Annotated in this window: 14 protein-coding genes; 8 read left to right on the top strand and 6 right to left on the bottom strand. The window is 65.6% G+C overall.

Translation table 11 applies throughout. The features are described 5' to 3' along the window. Window positions 1–243 precede the first annotated feature (243 nt). The 3 genes from N2605_RS21520 (at window position 244) to N2605_RS21510 (ending at window position 3,392) form a co-directional block, all read left to right on the top strand. Window positions 244–2,169, top strand: a complete 1,926-nt coding sequence (locus tag N2605_RS21520; RefSeq protein WP_225139830.1) for a DEAD/DEAH box helicase — start codon at window positions 244–246, stop codon at window positions 2,167–2,169. Window positions 2,170–2,563: 394 nt separating this feature from the next. Continuing rightward, on the top strand, window positions 2,564–3,049 hold the full coding sequence (locus N2605_RS21515) for a phasin (protein ID WP_225124845.1): 486 nt from the start codon (window positions 2,564–2,566) through the stop codon (window positions 3,047–3,049). 115 nt (window positions 3,050–3,164) lie between these two features. Next, complete coding sequence (locus N2605_RS21510) at window positions 3,165–3,392, top strand: hypothetical protein (protein WP_225115087.1); 228 nt, start codon at window positions 3,165–3,167, stop codon at window positions 3,390–3,392. Window positions 3,393–3,437: 45 nt separating this feature from the next. Here the strand turns inward: N2605_RS21510 and N2605_RS21505 are convergent, their stop codons facing one another. The 3 genes from N2605_RS21505 to N2605_RS21495 form a co-directional block, all read right to left on the bottom strand. Then, window positions 3,438–3,944, bottom strand: a complete 507-nt coding sequence (locus N2605_RS21505) for a GNAT family N-acetyltransferase (protein ID WP_036015246.1) — start codon at window positions 3,942–3,944, stop codon at window positions 3,438–3,440. A 79-nt stretch (window positions 3,945–4,023) separates the two neighbouring features. Next, the gene (locus tag N2605_RS21500; RefSeq protein WP_036015286.1) at window positions 4,024–5,157 is read right to left on the bottom strand and encodes a DJ-1/PfpI family protein; all 1,134 of its coding nucleotides are present in this window, start codon (window positions 5,155–5,157) and stop codon (window positions 4,024–4,026) included. A gap of 135 nt (window positions 5,158–5,292) precedes the next feature. Next, window positions 5,293–5,847, bottom strand: a complete 555-nt coding sequence (locus N2605_RS21495; protein ID WP_036029643.1) for a PAS domain-containing protein — start codon at window positions 5,845–5,847, stop codon at window positions 5,293–5,295. A 449-nt stretch (window positions 5,848–6,296) separates the two neighbouring features. On the opposite strand from N2605_RS21495, the gene N2605_RS21490 reads away from it, so the two are divergent. Both N2605_RS21490 and N2605_RS21485 read left to right on the top strand, forming a co-directional pair. Further along, complete coding sequence (locus N2605_RS21490; RefSeq protein WP_036015285.1) at window positions 6,297–7,115, top strand: rhomboid family intramembrane serine protease; 819 nt, start codon at window positions 6,297–6,299, stop codon at window positions 7,113–7,115. 188 nt (window positions 7,116–7,303) lie between these two features. After that, window positions 7,304–7,732, top strand: a complete 429-nt coding sequence (locus N2605_RS21485; RefSeq protein ID WP_036015240.1) for a CBS domain-containing protein — start codon at window positions 7,304–7,306, stop codon at window positions 7,730–7,732. Here the strand turns inward: N2605_RS21485 and N2605_RS21480 are convergent, their stop codons facing one another. Further along, window positions 7,733–8,806, bottom strand: a complete 1,074-nt coding sequence (locus tag N2605_RS21480) for a patatin-like phospholipase family protein (RefSeq protein WP_036015237.1) — start codon at window positions 8,804–8,806, stop codon at window positions 7,733–7,735. 247 nt (window positions 8,807–9,053) lie between these two features. Between N2605_RS21480 and N2605_RS21475 the strand changes: the two genes are divergently transcribed. The 3 genes from N2605_RS21475 to N2605_RS21465 all read left to right on the top strand — a co-directional run bounded on the left by N2605_RS21475 (window position 9,054) and on the right by N2605_RS21465 (window position 14,133). Further along, complete coding sequence (locus N2605_RS21475; RefSeq protein ID WP_260342912.1) at window positions 9,054–10,127, top strand: hypothetical protein; 1,074 nt, start codon at window positions 9,054–9,056, stop codon at window positions 10,125–10,127. Window positions 10,128–10,444: 317 nt separating this feature from the next. Next, window positions 10,445–10,684 (top strand): hypothetical protein, encoded by a 240-nt coding sequence (locus N2605_RS21470; protein WP_225185566.1) that lies wholly within the window; start codon window positions 10,445–10,447, stop codon window positions 10,682–10,684. Window positions 10,685–11,670: 986 nt separating this feature from the next. Continuing rightward, window positions 11,671–14,133, top strand: coding sequence for a putative bifunctional diguanylate cyclase/phosphodiesterase (locus tag N2605_RS21465; RefSeq protein ID WP_036027750.1), 2,463 nt, complete (start codon window positions 11,671–11,673; stop codon window positions 14,131–14,133). Here N2605_RS21465 and N2605_RS21460 read toward each other — a convergent pair. Together N2605_RS21460 and N2605_RS21455 are read right to left on the bottom strand one after the other, a co-directional pair. Then, a complete protein-coding gene (locus N2605_RS21460) occupies window positions 14,119–15,387 on the bottom strand; it encodes a serine hydrolase domain-containing protein (RefSeq protein WP_036027746.1) in 1,269 nt (422 codons plus the stop codon). The two genes, N2605_RS21465 and N2605_RS21460, sit on opposite strands and share 15 nt — an antisense overlap. A 64-nt stretch (window positions 15,388–15,451) precedes the next feature. Beyond that, window positions 15,452–16,015 (bottom strand): nitroreductase family protein, encoded by a 564-nt coding sequence (locus N2605_RS21455; RefSeq protein ID WP_036010490.1) that lies wholly within the window; start codon window positions 16,013–16,015, stop codon window positions 15,452–15,454. Window positions 16,016–16,027 lie beyond the last annotated feature (12 nt).

Genomic DNA, 16,027 nt, shown 5'->3' with positions numbered 1-16,027 from the left:
CGTGGCTCGGCTATAGGCCGATCCCGCCGCGCCAAGGTTAATCGAGCTGGCCGCAAAAATCCGCTGCAAGCTTCAGGCGCGGCTCGCCGTCAAGCCATGCATCACGGCTATGGTGATTTCCGGGCGCTTGGCGTAAAGAGCGCCCAGATCAAATCAGCGTGCGGTCGGGCCGTTTGCCGCGCACGCAGCTCGGGGCGCCGGTTCACCGTTTGCGCGCCTGAATCAAACAAGGTTTCCCATCTCGTGTCTCTTCCGGCCCTGACCCCGCCGCTCGCCCGCGCTTTGGCCGAGCGGAACTATGATTCACTGACGCCCGTCCAGCTCGCGGTGCTCGCCCATGAAGCCACCAGCCGCGACCTCCTGGTCTCGGCCCAGACCGGTTCCGGCAAGACCGTCGCTTACGGCTTGGCCATCGCAAAGAACATCCTCGATGACGCCGAGCAGTTCGCACCAGCGGCCGCGCCGCTCGCCTTGATCGTGGCGCCGACCCGCGAACTCGCGCTCCAGGTTCAGCGCGAGCTGGCCTGGCTCTATGGGCATGCCGGCGGGCGTGTCGTCTCTTGCGTTGGCGGCATGGATCCGCGGCGCGAGCAGCGCGAGCTCGCCGCCGGCGCGCATATCGTCGTCGGCACCCCCGGGCGTCTGTGCGATCATCTGCGGCGCGGCCGTCTCGACATTTCCGAGCTCGCCGCGGTTGTGCTCGACGAAGCCGACGAGATGCTCAATCTCGGCTTTCGCGAGGACATGGAATTCATCCTCGAGACCACGCCGCAGACGCGCCGCACCCTGTTGTTCTCGGCGACGTTTCCCCGTGGCATCGTCGCGCTGGCGCGGCAATATCAGCGCGACGCCTTCCGGATCGAGGTCGCCGGCGACGAGGGCGGCCACGCCGATATCGAATACCGCGCGATCCGCATCGCGCCCGCCGACGTCGAGCATGCCGTCGTCAACGTGCTGCGCTTCTACGAGGCGCCGAGCGCGCTGGTGTTCTGCAGCACGCGCGATGCCGTCAGGCATTTGCAAGCCGCGCTCCTGGAGCGCGGCTTCTCTGTGGTCGCGCTGTCGGGTGAATTGACGCAGAACGAACGCACCCTGGCGCTGCAGTCGCTACGCGACGGCCGCGCCCGCGTCTGCGTCGCGACCGACGTTGCCGCCCGCGGCATCGACCTGCCGAGCCTCGACCTCGTCATTCATGCCGATTTGCCCAACGACGCCGAGGTCCTGCAGCATCGCTCGGGCCGCACCGGGCGCGCGGGCCGGAAGGGGACGAGCGTCCTGCTGGTGCCGCCCGCGCGGCGGCGGCGCGCCGAGCTGCTGCTCGATCTCGCAGGGGTCGACGCGGTCTGGGGCACGGCGCCGCAGGCGGAAGACATCCGCAAGCTCGATCATGCGCGCATGAAGGACGTGCTGTTCACGGAGGAGACTGGTCCCGACGATCTGGCTTTGGCGCAATCGCTATTGGCCGAGCGCTCGGCCGAGGACATCGCCGCCGCGCTCGCGCGGCTTTATCGCGCGCGCCTGCCGTCGCCAGAGGACATCATCGATCCCGGCGAGCGAAGCGGCAGGCCGGAACGCGGGCGTGATAGGTCCGAACAGGGCGAGGACCGCGCCAAGCCGCGGTCGAAGGCTGGGAAATCCTCGAAGCACGCCATGGCGGATGGCAGCGTCTGGTTCCGCGCCGCCATCGGGCGCCGCAAGAACGCGGAAGCGCGCTGGCTGCTGCCGATGATCTGTCGCCGCGGCGGCATCGACAAGCGCGACATCGGCGCCATCAGGATCATGGAGACCACCACCGAGTTCGAGATCTCCCAGCGGGTCGCCGAATCCTTTGCGGCGAAGATCAAGCGTCCCGACAAGGAAGACAGCATCCGGATCGAGCCGATGACGGATGCGCCTCACCGGCAAGACGCTCCTCAGGAGCGCCCCCGCGCGCCGCAGCGCGAGGCCGGCGCTCATCATGAACGGCGCGAGAATCGCCCGCGCGAGGCGAGTGGATTCAAGTCGCGCAGCAAGCCTCAGGGCGAGCGCGCGTCGAAATTCGGTGATGCGCGTTCTTTCGCAAAGAAAAAGAAGCACAAGAACAAGCCCGGCCATGCAGAGCCTTCGGTCACGCCGTGGCCTGCGAGGGGCGCGCCCGAGAAAAACGCGAAGAAGAAGCGTCGGGGCTGATCTGCCGCTTTCCGGCCCCGGCCAGACTAACGCCGCCGAAGGCTCGCGCGGTGCGCTATGGCGCAATCAATCAGTAACATGGTGCCATCCGGACGCGCCTGCGAGCCCGCGCCTTCTCGAGTTGGCAGAATCCTTTTCGGCAAACTCAAAGCGGCAAGAGCGGCGCCTGCGGCGAGGCGTCGCTTGAATCGAATTTAATCAAGTCGAGAGTCTGAAAGCGAACTGAAGGTCCGATCCTGGTTGGTCATAGTTGGCATCGGCAGGGGGGCGAGAGCAGCTCATCAGCAGCATCCCTCCATTTTGAGAGTAGGGGCACTGGTTTCCCGGTGCGGCCCGCACCCGGGAGCTTCTGAGAGTCTTCAATCCAACATCTGGTTTCGCGTGAAAGGATGGAATGACGATGCATGATGCCAATGTGAAAGCCGAGACGAATGCCACTCCCGCGGGTGGGAATGGTGGTGCAAGGCTCAAGTTCGACGTGCCGTTTTTCAATATCCAGGAGATCTTCGGTGATCTTGCCGAGCAGGGCGCCGCGCGGGCCAAGGCAAATCTCGAGCAGATGAAGGCGGCTTCCGAGGAGATCACCGACGCTTTCCGCGAAGTCTGTGCGACCAATGCCACGCGTGCCGCCGACTACGGCACCAAGGTCATCGAAATATCGAAAATCAATACCAGCTCCACCCTGGAATTCCTGTCCCAACTGGCCGATGCGAGGTCGTTTGCGGATGTCGTGAACCTCTCCACCACCCACAGCCGCAGGACCTTTGAAATGGCTTCCGGGCATAACCGGGAGCTTTGGGACCTTGCTCAGAAGGTTGCGACCGAGACGGCCGAGCCGATCAAGAAGAGCTTCAACCGGGTTCTGCACAGGGCAGCTTGAATCGAGGCTATCGGCCGCGTGAATCGGCGGACGAGCGTCTTCGCCAGAAGAGACGCCGTCCGGCTGATGGCGGCGACGCCCTTCCGTGAAGGGATGCCGAGCTGGAGGAAATCAGATGGGTATGGTGATGATCAAGTGCCCGGAAACGGGCCGAGCCATTTCGACCGGCATCGAGATGGACCGCGAACGATTTCGGTGCAGTGCAGTGTTCTTCTCTCGCACCTATTGCGAGATGTGTGCGGCAACGCACGAGTGGTTTGCCAAGGAGGCCTGGGTCTACGAAACGGGAAGTCCGGGGGTAGGCAGTCGTTCCGCGCGGGGGCGGCGTGAAGAAGCAGCCTGACGGCGTCCTGCGAAGCAATCCGATCAATTTGCCCGGGGACGGGCATTACGTCGCGGCGAGGTCGCGCAGCATGTAGGTCGCGCCGTCGCCGTAGGATGCGAGCTTTGCGTGCAACTCGGCGTCCGCCGTCACGGTCCGAAAGCCGACGCGTTCCCATAACGGCGGCGTGCCGTAGACCGAGACCAGCGCGAGCGTTCTGATGCGTGATGCACGCGCCAGCTTCTCGATATCACCGACATAAGCGCGCACGCCGCCGCCGCGGAACTCCGGCAATACGGCGACGTCGTGGATGTAGAGACAGTCGGCGCGATCGGGCAATGCTTGCAGAAAGCCGTCGAGCGGCGGAATTCGGTACCGCATCCAGGGATGTGCCAGTCCGTAGCCGATGATGCCCTGGTCCGTATCGAGCACGCCGCAGCCCTCCGGGCAAAGCCTGATCTTCTCCGCCAGCACCTCTTCGCGTTCGGGCAACGCCGGATGGATGCGTGCCGCAATCGCGCTTATCGCAGGAAGGTCGGAGGCGCGCGCGGGACGCCAATGCGGCTTGCTCATGTCGATCCGTCGTTCCGTGGTGTCCTTACAATCTATTCCGCCGCGGCGCTGCGCGCAGCGGGAAAGATCCTGGCGGTCGTTATCGCGGATATTCCAGCTGCATCGCCACGAAGTCGGCCGTGCGTGCTCCATAGCGCGTCTCGATCGCGCGCAGCGTTTCGTCCAGCGCCCGCGCCGGCGGCGAGGCGCCGGAATCCGGCACAGCCTGCTCCGCCGGCCAGCTCCCGGCAATGCGGTCCGGCAGGATGCGAAGACCGCTGCGGCTGGTCCGCGCCTCTGCCGTGGCGGCGAAGGTGAGGGCGCGCGAGCGGTAGGTGCGCGACCACGCATCGGCGATCAGGGCGAGCGAGACCTCGTCGACATCAGGCGTCAACGCGATGCCGAGTTGCTCGCGCTTCCAGAATGCGAGCGTGTTTGCGATCGCCGTCAGCGCGAAGGGGCGTGTGAAGCTGAACGCGTCGCTGCGGTGGCGTGCGTCCCATCGCGCAAGGCCGATGTCGCCGGCGACCGCCTCGGCCTTGGCGCGGCCGGCGATCGCCTCGATCAAGGTGAGGGCCATCGGCATGGATGCGGTGATGCCAGTGGTCGTCGCGACGCCCTGGTCGACGACCAGCCTGCGGTCCGCCGCGTAGCGGATCGTCGAATGCTTCTTCAGATCGCCCACGGAATACCAATGCGTCGTGGCCCGCTTGCCGTCGAGCAGCCCGGTGTTGGCAACAACCGTGGCACCGACGCACACGCCGATCACAATCGCGCCCTTGCCGGCTTGGCTCCTGATCCAGTGCAAGACCGTTGCGTCGTCGTCGCGGCTCATCGCCGGCACGATGACGTAGTCGGCGCCATCGGGGTGCGCGGCATCGAACTCGGCGATGGTCGCATGCGGCTGCACCTTGAGGGCGGGATAGAGCGTGACGGGCCCTGGCTGCGTCGACAAGGTGAGGACGTCGGCAATGTCGGCGCGGGCGAGAATGCCGTAGGGCATCAGGTAATCGGTGGTCTCGCTCATGTCGTTGATGCCGACGATGGCGATCAAGGGTCGCTTGCGTTTCGGCGGTTTCAGCGCCGCCAGGGTCGATTCGGTTTCGTCTCTGGAAATCGCAGGCGCGGTTCCCGAGGCTGGCGCGGCTGGCAGCAGGAGCAGCCAGGTCGCGCCGATCCCTGCCAGCAATGTCATGCCGCCGAGGGCAGTCCACGCCAGATTGCGCCAGCTCATCATGATGTCACCCGCTCGTCTCACGCGGCGCGGAAGCTATCCGGTCGCATCGACGTCAGGAATGACGCAAATCCGGCAAAAACGGTCACGCTGCGCGACGATCCATCGCAGGATCGCCGCACGTCTGCAGGGGCTCTATCGCAGCCCCTCATACACCATCAGCCCGCGCGCGATCTGCAATTTGCGGATGGCGCGCGGCAGGAGTTTCTCCGGCTGGTGCAGGTAGCGCCAGGAAGTGAGGGTGAAGGCGGACAACGTGCCGCATTCGTCGTCGAACGGCGCGAGCACGCCGGTGACGCTGACCGGCGTATGCGGGCGGGCGTTGAAGGGCAGCAGCAGGAGCTCCAGATGCGCCTTGCTGCCGTCCTCGCGCGCGGCGGTGACGCCGGCGATCGCGCCCAGCGTCTCGTCGGCGACGATCGTCGTGATCTCCTCGATCTCGCTGCGGCTTGCTTCTGTGAACAGCGCCGCAAAGCTGCGGTCCTTGAGGTCGGTTCCTGCGAGCGCGCAGACGCGCGTGCCGGCGACGCGGAACGGGAAGCCGAGGTTCGGCTCGCAGGACAACACGAAGATGTCGCCGAGCAGGCCGCGGACCGCGGCCGGGTCGATGTCGGCCCGGTCAGGAGCCCGTGCAGTGCCGCGCTTCTTGTCCCAATACGCGAAGAACGCGCGGCTCGACGGATGTTTCATGACTGAACGCTCGCCCCGGGGTGCAACCTCGAAGGGACAGACTTGTCCCGCTTCAGTGCACCCGCGATCCCTTCTGTTGTTGTGCAGGAGGGGATTTGCAGCGTCCATGCCGCCGGCGCGTTTTCAGGCTTCTTGGGCCGGCCTTTACGTCGTTAACGTTAAATTAACTATGCGCTTCGTGCCGGCCGCGCGCCTGCTATGGTGACCGCGGTCGCAAGCCTCGCCGCTTTTCTCCAGGTTCTCGGCGGGGCCTGTACAGGGCGTCAAACAGTTTGGTCACGGGCCGCGGGGAGGGGTGGGGATACGCCTTGTCTCTCCGGCCACCGGAAGACCGACACGGACAGGCAGGGCTTCGGCCCTGCCTTTTCCTTTTGTGCACTTGCGCAGGGACGGCAAAGGCGCCTATCTCCAAGTCTGTCGCCCCGATGTCGCCCGAAAGCGAAGCTGCCTTGGATTCCCCGCAAGATTCGTCGCCGCAAGGTCCTGAGCCGGGCCCGCCGGCCGTCGTGGAGGCTCCGCGCGAGCCGATCCTGACGCTGCCTCCGGCGCTGACCGCCTATATCCTGCTGCTGGCGGTGATCCATCTGCACGTGCTGCTACCGCCCGAGCTCGAGAACTGGACCATCGACGTCTTCGGCTTCATCCCGAAGCGCTACGATTCCTCGCTGCTCAATCTCCAGATCCCGGGCGGGGCGGGGGCGAAGGTCTGGACCTTCGTCACCTATTCGCTGCTGCACGCCAATCTCACCCATCTCGGCTTCAACGTGCTGTGGCTCTTGCCGTTCGGCAGCGCGTTGGCGCGGCGTTTCGGCACCGTCAGGTTCTTCGTCTTCCTGGCCGTGACGGCGGCGGCCGGCGCGCTCGCCCATCTCATCACCCATGAGCATGCGGTGGCGCCGATGATCGGCGCCTCGGCCTCAGTGTCGGGCGCGATGGCAGCCGCAATCCGCTTTGCCTTCGTCCGCGGCAGCTTCCTGTCGTTCAGCCGATCGGATGCCGATACCGCCGCGAAAGTTCCGGCGCTGCCGCTGTCCCGCGCGCTCCGCGACGGGCGGGTGGTCGGCTTCCTCGCCGTCTGGTTCGGCATCAACATCATCTTCGGCGTGGGCGCGATCGGGGTCGATGCGGAAACCACGAGCGTGGCCTGGCAGGCGCATATCGGCGGCTTCTTCGCCGGCCTGTTGCTGTTCGCGCTGTTCGATCCCGTGCCGCGCGTGCGAAGCGATGCTGCGGATGCGTCATCACGGGACGTTTCAGACCGTATCTGAAGCGGCGCTTGCGACGCGGCCCGAATTCATCCATCATTCCCGCGAAGAATGTTCCGAAGCGACACGTCCTTAGCGACGATGCTTCGCAAAGCGCACGAGCGTGAAACCGGCGCTGTAACTGTTAGTTGAAGACTCGCGAACAAGTCCGAACCGCCAAAGGCGGACGGCTCGGATTCAGGGAGGCGACGATGACGGTACGTTCCATTCTGAACACCAAGGGCCACCAGATCATGAGCGTCGAGCCCGATGCCAAGCTGGCGGACGCGATCAAGCTGCTCGGCGAGAAGAAGATCGGCGCGGTGCTGGTGATGAGCCAGAGCCGGCTCGAGGGCATCCTGTCGGAGCGCGACATTGTGCGCGTGCTCGGCGAGCGCGGCGCCGGCGTGCTGGAGGCGCCCGTCTCGGAGGTGATGACCCGCAAGGTCGTGACCTGCAAGGAGACCGACACCGTCGCCGAGCTCATGGAGATGATGACGACCGGCAAGTTCCGTCATCTGCCCGTGATCGACAACGGCAAGGTGGTCGGCCTGATCTCGATCGGCGACATCGTCAAGCGCCGCGTCCAGGAATACGAGAGCGAGCAGGAAGCCCTGCGCGACTACATCAAGACTGCCTGATCAGGCCAAGTCTCCCGCTTTCGGCTCGTCCGCTTTCGGCGCGATGCCCGCGGGCGCCGGCGCCAGCACGTGGATCGCCTCCTGGATGGACTCCAGTGCACGCTCCGCAGCGCGCGTGCCATGTGCGATCAGGTCTTCGGAGCGGTGGAAGTCGAACCAGCCGAACTGACCGACCCGCGGCGTGATCAGCATGTCGGGCGGATCGCCGGCGAGACGGGCGCGGGTGATGCGGTCCTGCATGATGTTGAAGGCGTCCACCATCACCGAGGAGATGCCGGGCCGGCCGTTACCGCCGAAGAACTCGCGCTTCATCGTCTTCTCGGGCGAGAACAGGCGCGGGAAGCGCCGCTTCGCCGTCGGCTCCTCGGCCACCGGTACGACCGGGGCGGGCACTGCGCCGTGCGAATAGATCGTGGTGGAATGGGTGAAGATGTCGCTGGAAAGATTTGCGGCGATGACGATTTCGGCGCCGAGCGCGCGGGCGGCCGAGACCGGCACCGGGTTCACCAGCGCGCCGTCGACCAGCCAGCGGTCGCCGATCAGCACGGGCGCGAAGATGCCGGGCAGGGCGTAGGAGGCTCGCATGGCATCGACCACGCGGCCGCGCGTCAGCCAGATCTCGTGGCCGGTGCGAACCTCGGTCGCGACGCTCGCGAACTTGATGGGCAGGTCCTCGATTAGGATCTGCCCGATCGCCTCCTCGAGCCGGGTCGCGAGCTTCTCGCCACCGAGCAGGCCGGAGCCGTTGAGACGGATATCGAGATAGCCGAGAATGTTGCGCATTCCTTGCAGGCTGCGCCCCCATTCCTCGAACGTATCGAGCCGGCCGGCCGCGTGGAGGCCGCCGACCACGGCGCCGATGGACGTGCCGACCACGACATCGGGCACGATTCCATTGGCAATCAGGGTCCTCAGGATTCCGATATGGGCAAAGCCGCGGGCCGCGCCGCCGCCGAGAGCAAGGCCGATCACCGGCCGGCGGATGCTGCCCAGGCCAACTTTTTCGCCGACTTTTTCGCCCACTTTCTCGCCGTTCGAGCCGTTCGCGCCCCGGCCTTTCAATCTGTCCAGCACCGAAACTCTCCTACGCCGGGCCAGCCCGCATCGTCAGACTAGGCATCGCACTTGCGCTTCGCCATATCAGGCGCGAAGCATGGTTTATGCCGCTTTGGAAAGGGCACGGGGCAGGAATATGGCGAGGGCCGGTTGCCACGGGACTAATCACGCAGCCGTCAAGCCGGTTCCACCGAAGGTCCAGGGCCGTATTTCCTGGGGTTTCAGAGGCTTGAATTTGCCGCGTTTTCGGTGAAAAGCAGGGACCATGACACGCGGGGGTGACGGCATCAGCGGATGGCGGCGCAGCGGCAGGCTGCTGCCGGCGCTGATCCTTGCCGTATGCCTCTTGACTTCCGGCCGAAATGCCGCCCAGGCGCAACTTTTCTCGGATCGTCCGCCGCCGGTACCGCCGGCCTCGGTGCCCGACCCAGGCAACGCTGTCAGCCTGGCGCCGCCCTCCGGGCTGGGCGCGGGACCGCCAAGCCTGCCGCCGACCCTGATGCAGCCGGCGACCCCGAGCATGCCACCGCCCGCTGTCTCGACCGTGCCGCCCGCCGCCCCGCTGAATGCGACCGTGCCCGGACAGGGCGTGCTGTCGCTGACGGCGAAGTACGGCAAGGACTCGGCCCCGATCACCAGCGGCCTGGTCTGGCGCGTGTTTGCCGACCGGCCCGACGAGAACGGCACCTTCAAGCTGATCCGCGAGGACCGCAGCGGGACGCCGAACATCGTGCTGCCGCCCGGCAATTATGTCGTCCACGTCGCCTTCGGCCTCGTCAGCGCGGTGCGCACCGTCAGCCTGAAGTCCGAGACCAATCGCGAATCCTTCGTGCTGCCGGCCGGCGGCCTGCGCATCGAGGGCCGCGTCGGCACCAGCCGCATTCCGCAGAACCAGATCTCATTCGCGATCTACAAGGGCAGCCAGTTCGAATCCGGCGAGCGCGCTTCCCTGGTGCCGAACGTCGCCGCCGGCGACGTCGTGCTGATCCCGGAGGGCACCTATTACATCGTCTCCAACTACGGCGATGCCAATTCGGTGGTGCGCTCGGACATCCGCGTCCAGGCCGGCAAGCTCACCGACGTCACCATCACCCACCGCGCCGCCGTCATCACGCTCAAGCTGGTCAGCGACAGGGGCGGCGAGGCGCTCGCCAACACCGCCTGGTCGGTGCTGACCCCCGGCGGCGACGTCATCAAGGAATCGATCGGCGCGTTCCCGCGCGTCGTGCTGTCCGAAGGCGAGTACCGCGCCATCGCCAAGAACGAGGGCAAGGTCTACGAGCGCGGATTCAACGTCGTCAACGGCGTCGACGGCGAAGTCGAGGTCATCGCGCGCTAAGGGCAGCCGGCGGCGAGAGGCTCCGGCACGACGATTCTCATCGCGCGCACGGATGTGCATCTTCTGTTACCGTCACCGTCAGTGGGTTTCTGCCAGGTAACCTCGGACCCCTCTCTGTGTTCTGTTGTGAACACTGGTAGCGTCATCATTACGTGCAGGGGCCAGCAAACACCGGCGGCATCGGCTTATTCCAGCAGCAGCGCGTCTTGCTTACGATCGTGGACGGTACGTATTTCCGATAATCAATTTTATTCTCTTTCCATCCTGCTGCGCTATATGTCTGGCGTCCGTCCAACGGGGGAAGCCGGAGCAGGCTCATGCCTTGCAGGACCGGCATGGAGCAGGGGACCAGGCTTGTCGACATGTTCGAAGTGATCCTCACCAGGCGCAAGCGGTTCGGCTGGCGGTGGCAGGTGTGCGACCAGTCCGGCAAGATATTTGCCGACGGCTTCGCGCGCACGCGCCCGTCCGCCAAATATCAGGGCGAACGCGCGTTGTTCTTCCTGCTGTCCCAGGCCTATTTGCGCAACCGCTCGGCGGCCTCCAGCGAGGATTAGCGGGGTAGGCCACCATCCCTTGCGTTGCCCGACGGGCAAAACACGCGAGCGCTAGGTCAACGCACACGGCCCAAAATATTCCGCTTTACCGAAATTCGGAAATCGCGTATGTCTCGCGCAACCCGGCCCAAGGAAGAGGGGCGTATCGCGATCGTCACGAACGCGGGCCGAGGGGCGGTGGACGCTGATGGCGTTGGCGCGAAAGGCTTTGCAGGGCGGAGAGCCGTGAGCAAAGACCTCGCGCATACGACCGGTGTCATCGGCGTACGGCAAAATCGTGTGGTCCTGGCGCCCGGGGTCTGTGCGCCAAGTCTTGTGATGATGTGAGCGGCCCAACCGGGCCCACGCGTCAGCCATCCGCGGGGCGACGGGGGCAATAGTGCATCGCTCCCCGGGGAGAGCACGACATAAGCCGTAAAGCCACTGCGCAGGGAAGGCCGGATGTTTGGCTTCACCTGTATGCCGCTGTGCAAATTCTTCGTTGCCACCTTTCGCACAGTGGACCGTGGGTGCCCGGCCGGCACCCGGTCTTCCCTGCGCCCTCTTTCAATTGAGGGTCGGACGACAGGCAAAGCTCGGGCGAAATGAGCCGCGAGGATGCGGAAGCGTGTCCGCGAGCGAAATGCGAATTGAAGAACGGCGCTGCCCACCACACACTCCGTCATTGCGAGCGCAGCGAAGCAATCCAGAAATGTATCCGCGGAGGGATTCTGGATTGCTTCGCTGCGCTCGCAATGAAGGTGTTGAGGCAGGTGCGCGCCAAAGCTCCGCTCTCGTGCCCCGGCTCTGCGCCGCACCGCTTACGCGTCGCGTCCGGGACACGAGAGCATCGCCTTCGCGCAACCGTCACAGTCTCTAACGCCCACTAACCAACACCTGACTTAAAACTGTCATAATCACCGAATGGAACCCACGCCTGCGCGCTTTTTACACGTCGTTAAGCGCGCCTGCATTGGATGCGGCGGGAAAGTGCGTTGGGGACTGCAATGACTGCCGCGAAGAAGATGCCGGGCAAACCGGCCGCCGAAATGTTCGACGACATCCCGGTGCTTCAGCGCAAATGGCGTGCGGCGTTGAAGCCGGGTGAGCGGTTGCCGCGTTACGAGGACGTCATGCTCGGCAGTCTCGGACGGCTCGCCGACCACATCGCGCTCTTGAAGAACGATGGCGTGCTCGAACTGTCGCGCAGCGGACGCTACGTGCAGAAATGGCTCGGCGAGGAGCGCTGGGACATTCCCCTAGCCGAGCTGTCGCCCGATTGCGCCACGGCGCTGTCGGAAGCGGCGGCGAGCGCGCTGGCGGCCGGACGGCCGCACCGGGCGAGCGCGCATTGCGTGCGCGACGGCATGGTCAGGACCTACGACGTGCTGGCGCTGCCGACGTCCTCGCGCTGGGGCGCGACGCTGATCGGCGCCTATGTCAACGAGCGCGGCGCGCAATACAATCTCCTCGACGCCATCTTTTCCGCGACCGACGACGCGGTGGTCTTCCTGGCGACGCTGCGCGATGCCGCCGGCAAGCCGTTCGACCTTCAGGTCGTGCACCACAACAAGAGCGCGGGTGAGCTGCTGAAGGTTGCAGGCGCAAGCCTGTTGTGGCGGCGGATCGGCGAAGGCGGCACGCTGCTGGCTTTCCCCGAGGTGATGGAATTCCTGCTCAAGGCCGTTTCGGGCAGCCGCTGCGAGCAGCTCGAGCTGGAGAGCGAGGGACGCTACCTCAGGCTCAGCGCCACGGCCTTTGCCGACGTGGTCTCGCTGACCATCTCCGATGTCACCGTCCTGAAGCGGCGCGATGCCTCGTTCCGCCTCCTGTTCGACAACAATCCAATGCCGATGTGGGTGTTCGACGCAGAGACCAAGGAGTTCCTCAGCGTCAACGACGCCGCGGTCCAGCATTACGGCTACAGCCGCGCGACCTTCCTGCGCATGAAGCTGCACGAGATATGGCCGGAGGACGAGTGGGACAGCCACGCCGCGGCGCTGGAGCGCCTCGGCGACGCCTACCACTCCTCGCGCAATTGGCGACACCTGCGCGCCGACGGCAGCGAGATCGAGGTGCTCACCTTCGGCCGTCGCGTCGCCTTCGACGAGCGCGACGGCTATCTGGTGGCGGTGGTCGACATCACCGAACGACGCAAGGCCGAAGCGCGCATCGCCTATATGGCCCATCATGACGGGCTCACCGACCTGCCGAACCGCGAGCACTTCCAGGAGCGCCTGAAGCAGGCGCTGGACCAGGCCGCGGGAAAACGGGTCGGCGTGCTCTACATCGATCTTGACCTGTTCAAGAACATCAACGATTCCTTCGGTCATCCGGTGGGCGATCGCCTGTTGAAGCAGGTCGCCGAGCGCCTGACCATAGCGGTCCGCGGCACCAATCTCGCCGCGCGGCTCGGCGGCGATGAGTTCGCCGTCATCTTGGCTGCCGACGTCTCGCCGAACGAGGCCAGCGCCTGTGCCTCCCTGCTGATCGACATGCTCAAGGCGCCTTACGACGTCGACGGACAGGAGATGGTGATCGGCGCCAGCGTTGGCATCGCGCTGTCGCCGGGCGATGGCACCACGCCGGAAGAGTTGATGCGCAATGCCGACATGGCGCTGTACCGGGCCAAGGCCGACGGCGGCGGCGTGCACCACTTCTTCGAGCGTGAGATGGACCTCCAGGCGCAGAGGCGCCGCGACATGGAGCTGGATCTGCGCCGGGCGTTCGCCAACGGCGAGTTCGAGCTGCACTATCAGCCGCTGGTGTCGATCGCCTCTGACCGCATCTCCGGCTTCGAGTCGCTGCTGCGCTGGCGTCATCCGGACAAGGGCATGATCTCGCCTGCGGAGTTCATCCCCGTCGCCGAAGACATCGGCCTGATCACCCAGCTCGGCGAATGGGTGCTGCGCGAAGCCTGCACCGAGGCGGTAAAATGGCCCGTCGACGTCAAGGTCGCCGTCAACCTGTCGCCGGCACAATTCCGCAGCCGCAACCTGGTCCAGGTCGTGATCTCGGCCCTAGCGCAGTCCGGCCTGTCGCCGAAGCGGCTCGAGCTCGAGATCACTGAGTCGATTTTCCTGGCCGAGACCGACGCCAATGTCGCCACCTTGCACCAGTTGCGCGAGCTCGGCGTCGGCATTTCCATGGACGATTTCGGCACCGGCTATTCCAGCCTGAGCTATCTCCGCAGCTTTCCGTTCGACAAGATCAAGATCGACCGCTCCTTCGTCAAGGATCTGGCTGAGCGGCCCGACTGCGGTGCGATCGTGCGCGCGATCTCGGGTTTGGGGCGCAGCCTCAACATCACCACGACCGCGGAGGGCGTGGAGACCGAGGATCAGCTCGACTGGCTGCGCGCCGAAGGCTGCAACGAGGTGCAGGGATTTCTGTTCAGCGCCGCGCGGCCGGCGGCCGAGCTCGGAAAGCTCCTCGCCGATTTCGGCCAGCGCACCTCACGGGCGGCGTAACGCGGGCGGATAGCAATCGTAGACCAGCGCCTTGAACGCGGGGGTGATGCGGCCGCGCTCGTTCTGGGTCTGCTGCATCATGACGTAGACCATGTCGAGCTTGGGATCGACGCCGAAATAGGTGCCGCTCCCCGAGTCCCATTTCAATTCGCCGAGCGAGCCCGGCGGCGGCGGTTTTGCATTGCCGGGATCGGTGCGCACCGCAAGGCCGTAGCCGTAGCCGAAGCCGTCGCCTGGAAAATAGAAATAGTCGCGTCCGACGCCGGAGCCCGGCCCGATCTGATCGGTCGTCATGGCCTTGAACGCGGCGGGGCTGAGATAGCGCCTGCCCTCGAGCTCGCCGCCGTTGAGCAGCATCTGCGAGAAGCGCTGATAGTCGGTGATGGTCGAGAGGAGGCCGCCGCCGCCCGACTGCCATTCTGGATGGTCCAGGCGGTCGCGCTCGCCGGCGAGCAGGATTGAGTCGCTCGGCAGCGGCCGCGCCATCCGCGCCAGCTCGTCCTCGGTCGCGAGCGTAAATTTGGTGCTGTTCATGCCGAGCGGATCGAAGATGCGGGCTTTCAGGAAGTCGTACAGCGTCTGGCCCGAGATGATCTCGATGACGCTGCCGAGCACGTCGGTGGAATGGCCGTAGCGCCACAGCGTTCCGGGCTGCCGCGCCAGCGGCAGCTTGGCGATGCGATCGGCGAATTCCCTGTTGTCGAAATGGCCCGCGAAAATGTTGGCCATCTTGTAGGCGTGCTCGACCCATTCGCTGCCGATGTAATCGTAGCTGATGCCCGAAGTATGCCGCAGCAGATCCTCGATGTTGACGGGGCGGTCCGGTGGGTCGAGGTCCAGCTCGACCGTGCCGCCGGGCAGGGTCACCTCGCGGCCCACCTTGGTCCCGGCGAACAGCGGGACGTATTTCGATACGGGGTCGGTCAGCGCAAGCTTGCCGTCGTCGATCAGCATCATCGCGCCAAGGCACGTGATCGGCTTGGTCATGGAGTGGATGGCAAAGATCGTGTCCGGCGTCATCGCGACGCCGCTCCTGGTGTCGCGCACGCCGAAGCACTTCAGGTAGACCGGCTTGCCGTGCTGCTGAACGAGGATCACCGCGCCCGGCAGCCGGCCGCTTGCCACCTCATTGTCGAAGTACGCGGTGATGCGGTCGAGCCCGTCGGGCGAGGGGGCGGGGATGTCCGCGGCCCGGCTTCGCGCCATCGTGCCGGCGAGCATCGCGGCCCCGACCAGAAATTCACGGCGTCTCATCCGCACCTTCCTCCCTCGGCGGGATCAAAGCCGCAAGAGGCTCGATGCGTCAACACAACATCGATTAAAATCGCGTCACGATGTCCGAAAGTGACGGGCGCGGACGGTCCTCGTTCGGCTTGGTCGGCGTGCCGATATGAATGAAGCCGGCGAGCTTCTCATCCGGCTTGAGGCCGAGGCCGTCGAGCACGTCGCGGTCGAAAGAGAACCAGCCGGTCAGCCAGCAGGCGCCGTAGCCGAGTGCGGTGGCGGCGGTGACGATGTTCATGGCGCTGGCGCCCGCCGACAATTCCTGCTCGAACGCCGGCACCTTCGGATGCGGCTTGGTGAAGCTGACGATGCCGATCACCAGCGGTGCGTCCATTAGGCGCTTGCGCTCGGTCTCGACGTCGGCCGCCGGCGCCCCCGGATTCTTCCTGGCGAAGACCCGCGCGATCACCTCGCCGGCACGTAGCCGGGCCTCGCCCTCGAAGATGATGAAGCGCCAGGGCGCGAGCTTGCCGTGATCGGGCACGCGCGCCCCGATGGTGAGGATGGTCTCGAGCTCGGCCGCCGACGGGCCGGGCCCCGTCATCTCGCGCGGCTTGACCGAGCGGCGGGTCTTCAGGAGTTCGATGGCATCGGGCACTGCGATATCCTC

Source organism: Bradyrhizobium yuanmingense (assembly GCF_025200905.1).
Lineage (GTDB): Bacteria > Pseudomonadota > Alphaproteobacteria > Rhizobiales > Xanthobacteraceae > Bradyrhizobium > Bradyrhizobium yuanmingense.
Note: the sequence above shows the minus strand (reverse complement) of the source record. Positions and strands in the feature narration are given on the sequence as shown.

Bases quoted from the DNA above. Each gene is read 5' to 3' on its own strand.
- N2605_RS21515 (WP_225124845.1), top strand. From the start codon at position 2,564: ATGACGATGCATGATGCCAATGTGAAAGCCGAGACGAATGCCACTCCC.
- N2605_RS21510 (WP_225115087.1), top strand. From the start codon at position 3,165: ATGGGTATGGTGATGATCAAGTGCCCGGAAACGGGCCGAGCCATTTCG.
- N2605_RS21505 (WP_036015246.1), bottom strand. From the start codon at position 3,944: ATGAGCAAGCCGCATTGGCGTCCCGCGCGCGCCTCCGACCTTCCTGCG.
- N2605_RS21500 (WP_036015286.1), bottom strand. From the start codon at position 5,157: ATGAGCTGGCGCAATCTGGCGTGGACTGCCCTCGGCGGCATGACATTG.
- N2605_RS21495 (WP_036029643.1), bottom strand. From the start codon at position 5,847: ATGAAACATCCGTCGAGCCGCGCGTTCTTCGCGTATTGGGACAAGAAG.
- N2605_RS21485 (WP_036015240.1), top strand. From the start codon at position 7,304: ATGACGGTACGTTCCATTCTGAACACCAAGGGCCACCAGATCATGAGC.
- N2605_RS21475 (WP_260342912.1), top strand. From the start codon at position 9,054: ATGACACGCGGGGGTGACGGCATCAGCGGATGGCGGCGCAGCGGCAGG.
- N2605_RS21470 (WP_225185566.1), top strand. From the start codon at position 10,445: ATGCCTTGCAGGACCGGCATGGAGCAGGGGACCAGGCTTGTCGACATG.
- N2605_RS21465 (WP_036027750.1), top strand. From the start codon at position 11,671: ATGACTGCCGCGAAGAAGATGCCGGGCAAACCGGCCGCCGAAATGTTC.
- N2605_RS21460 (WP_036027746.1), bottom strand. From the start codon at position 15,387: ATGAGACGCCGTGAATTTCTGGTCGGGGCCGCGATGCTCGCCGGCACG.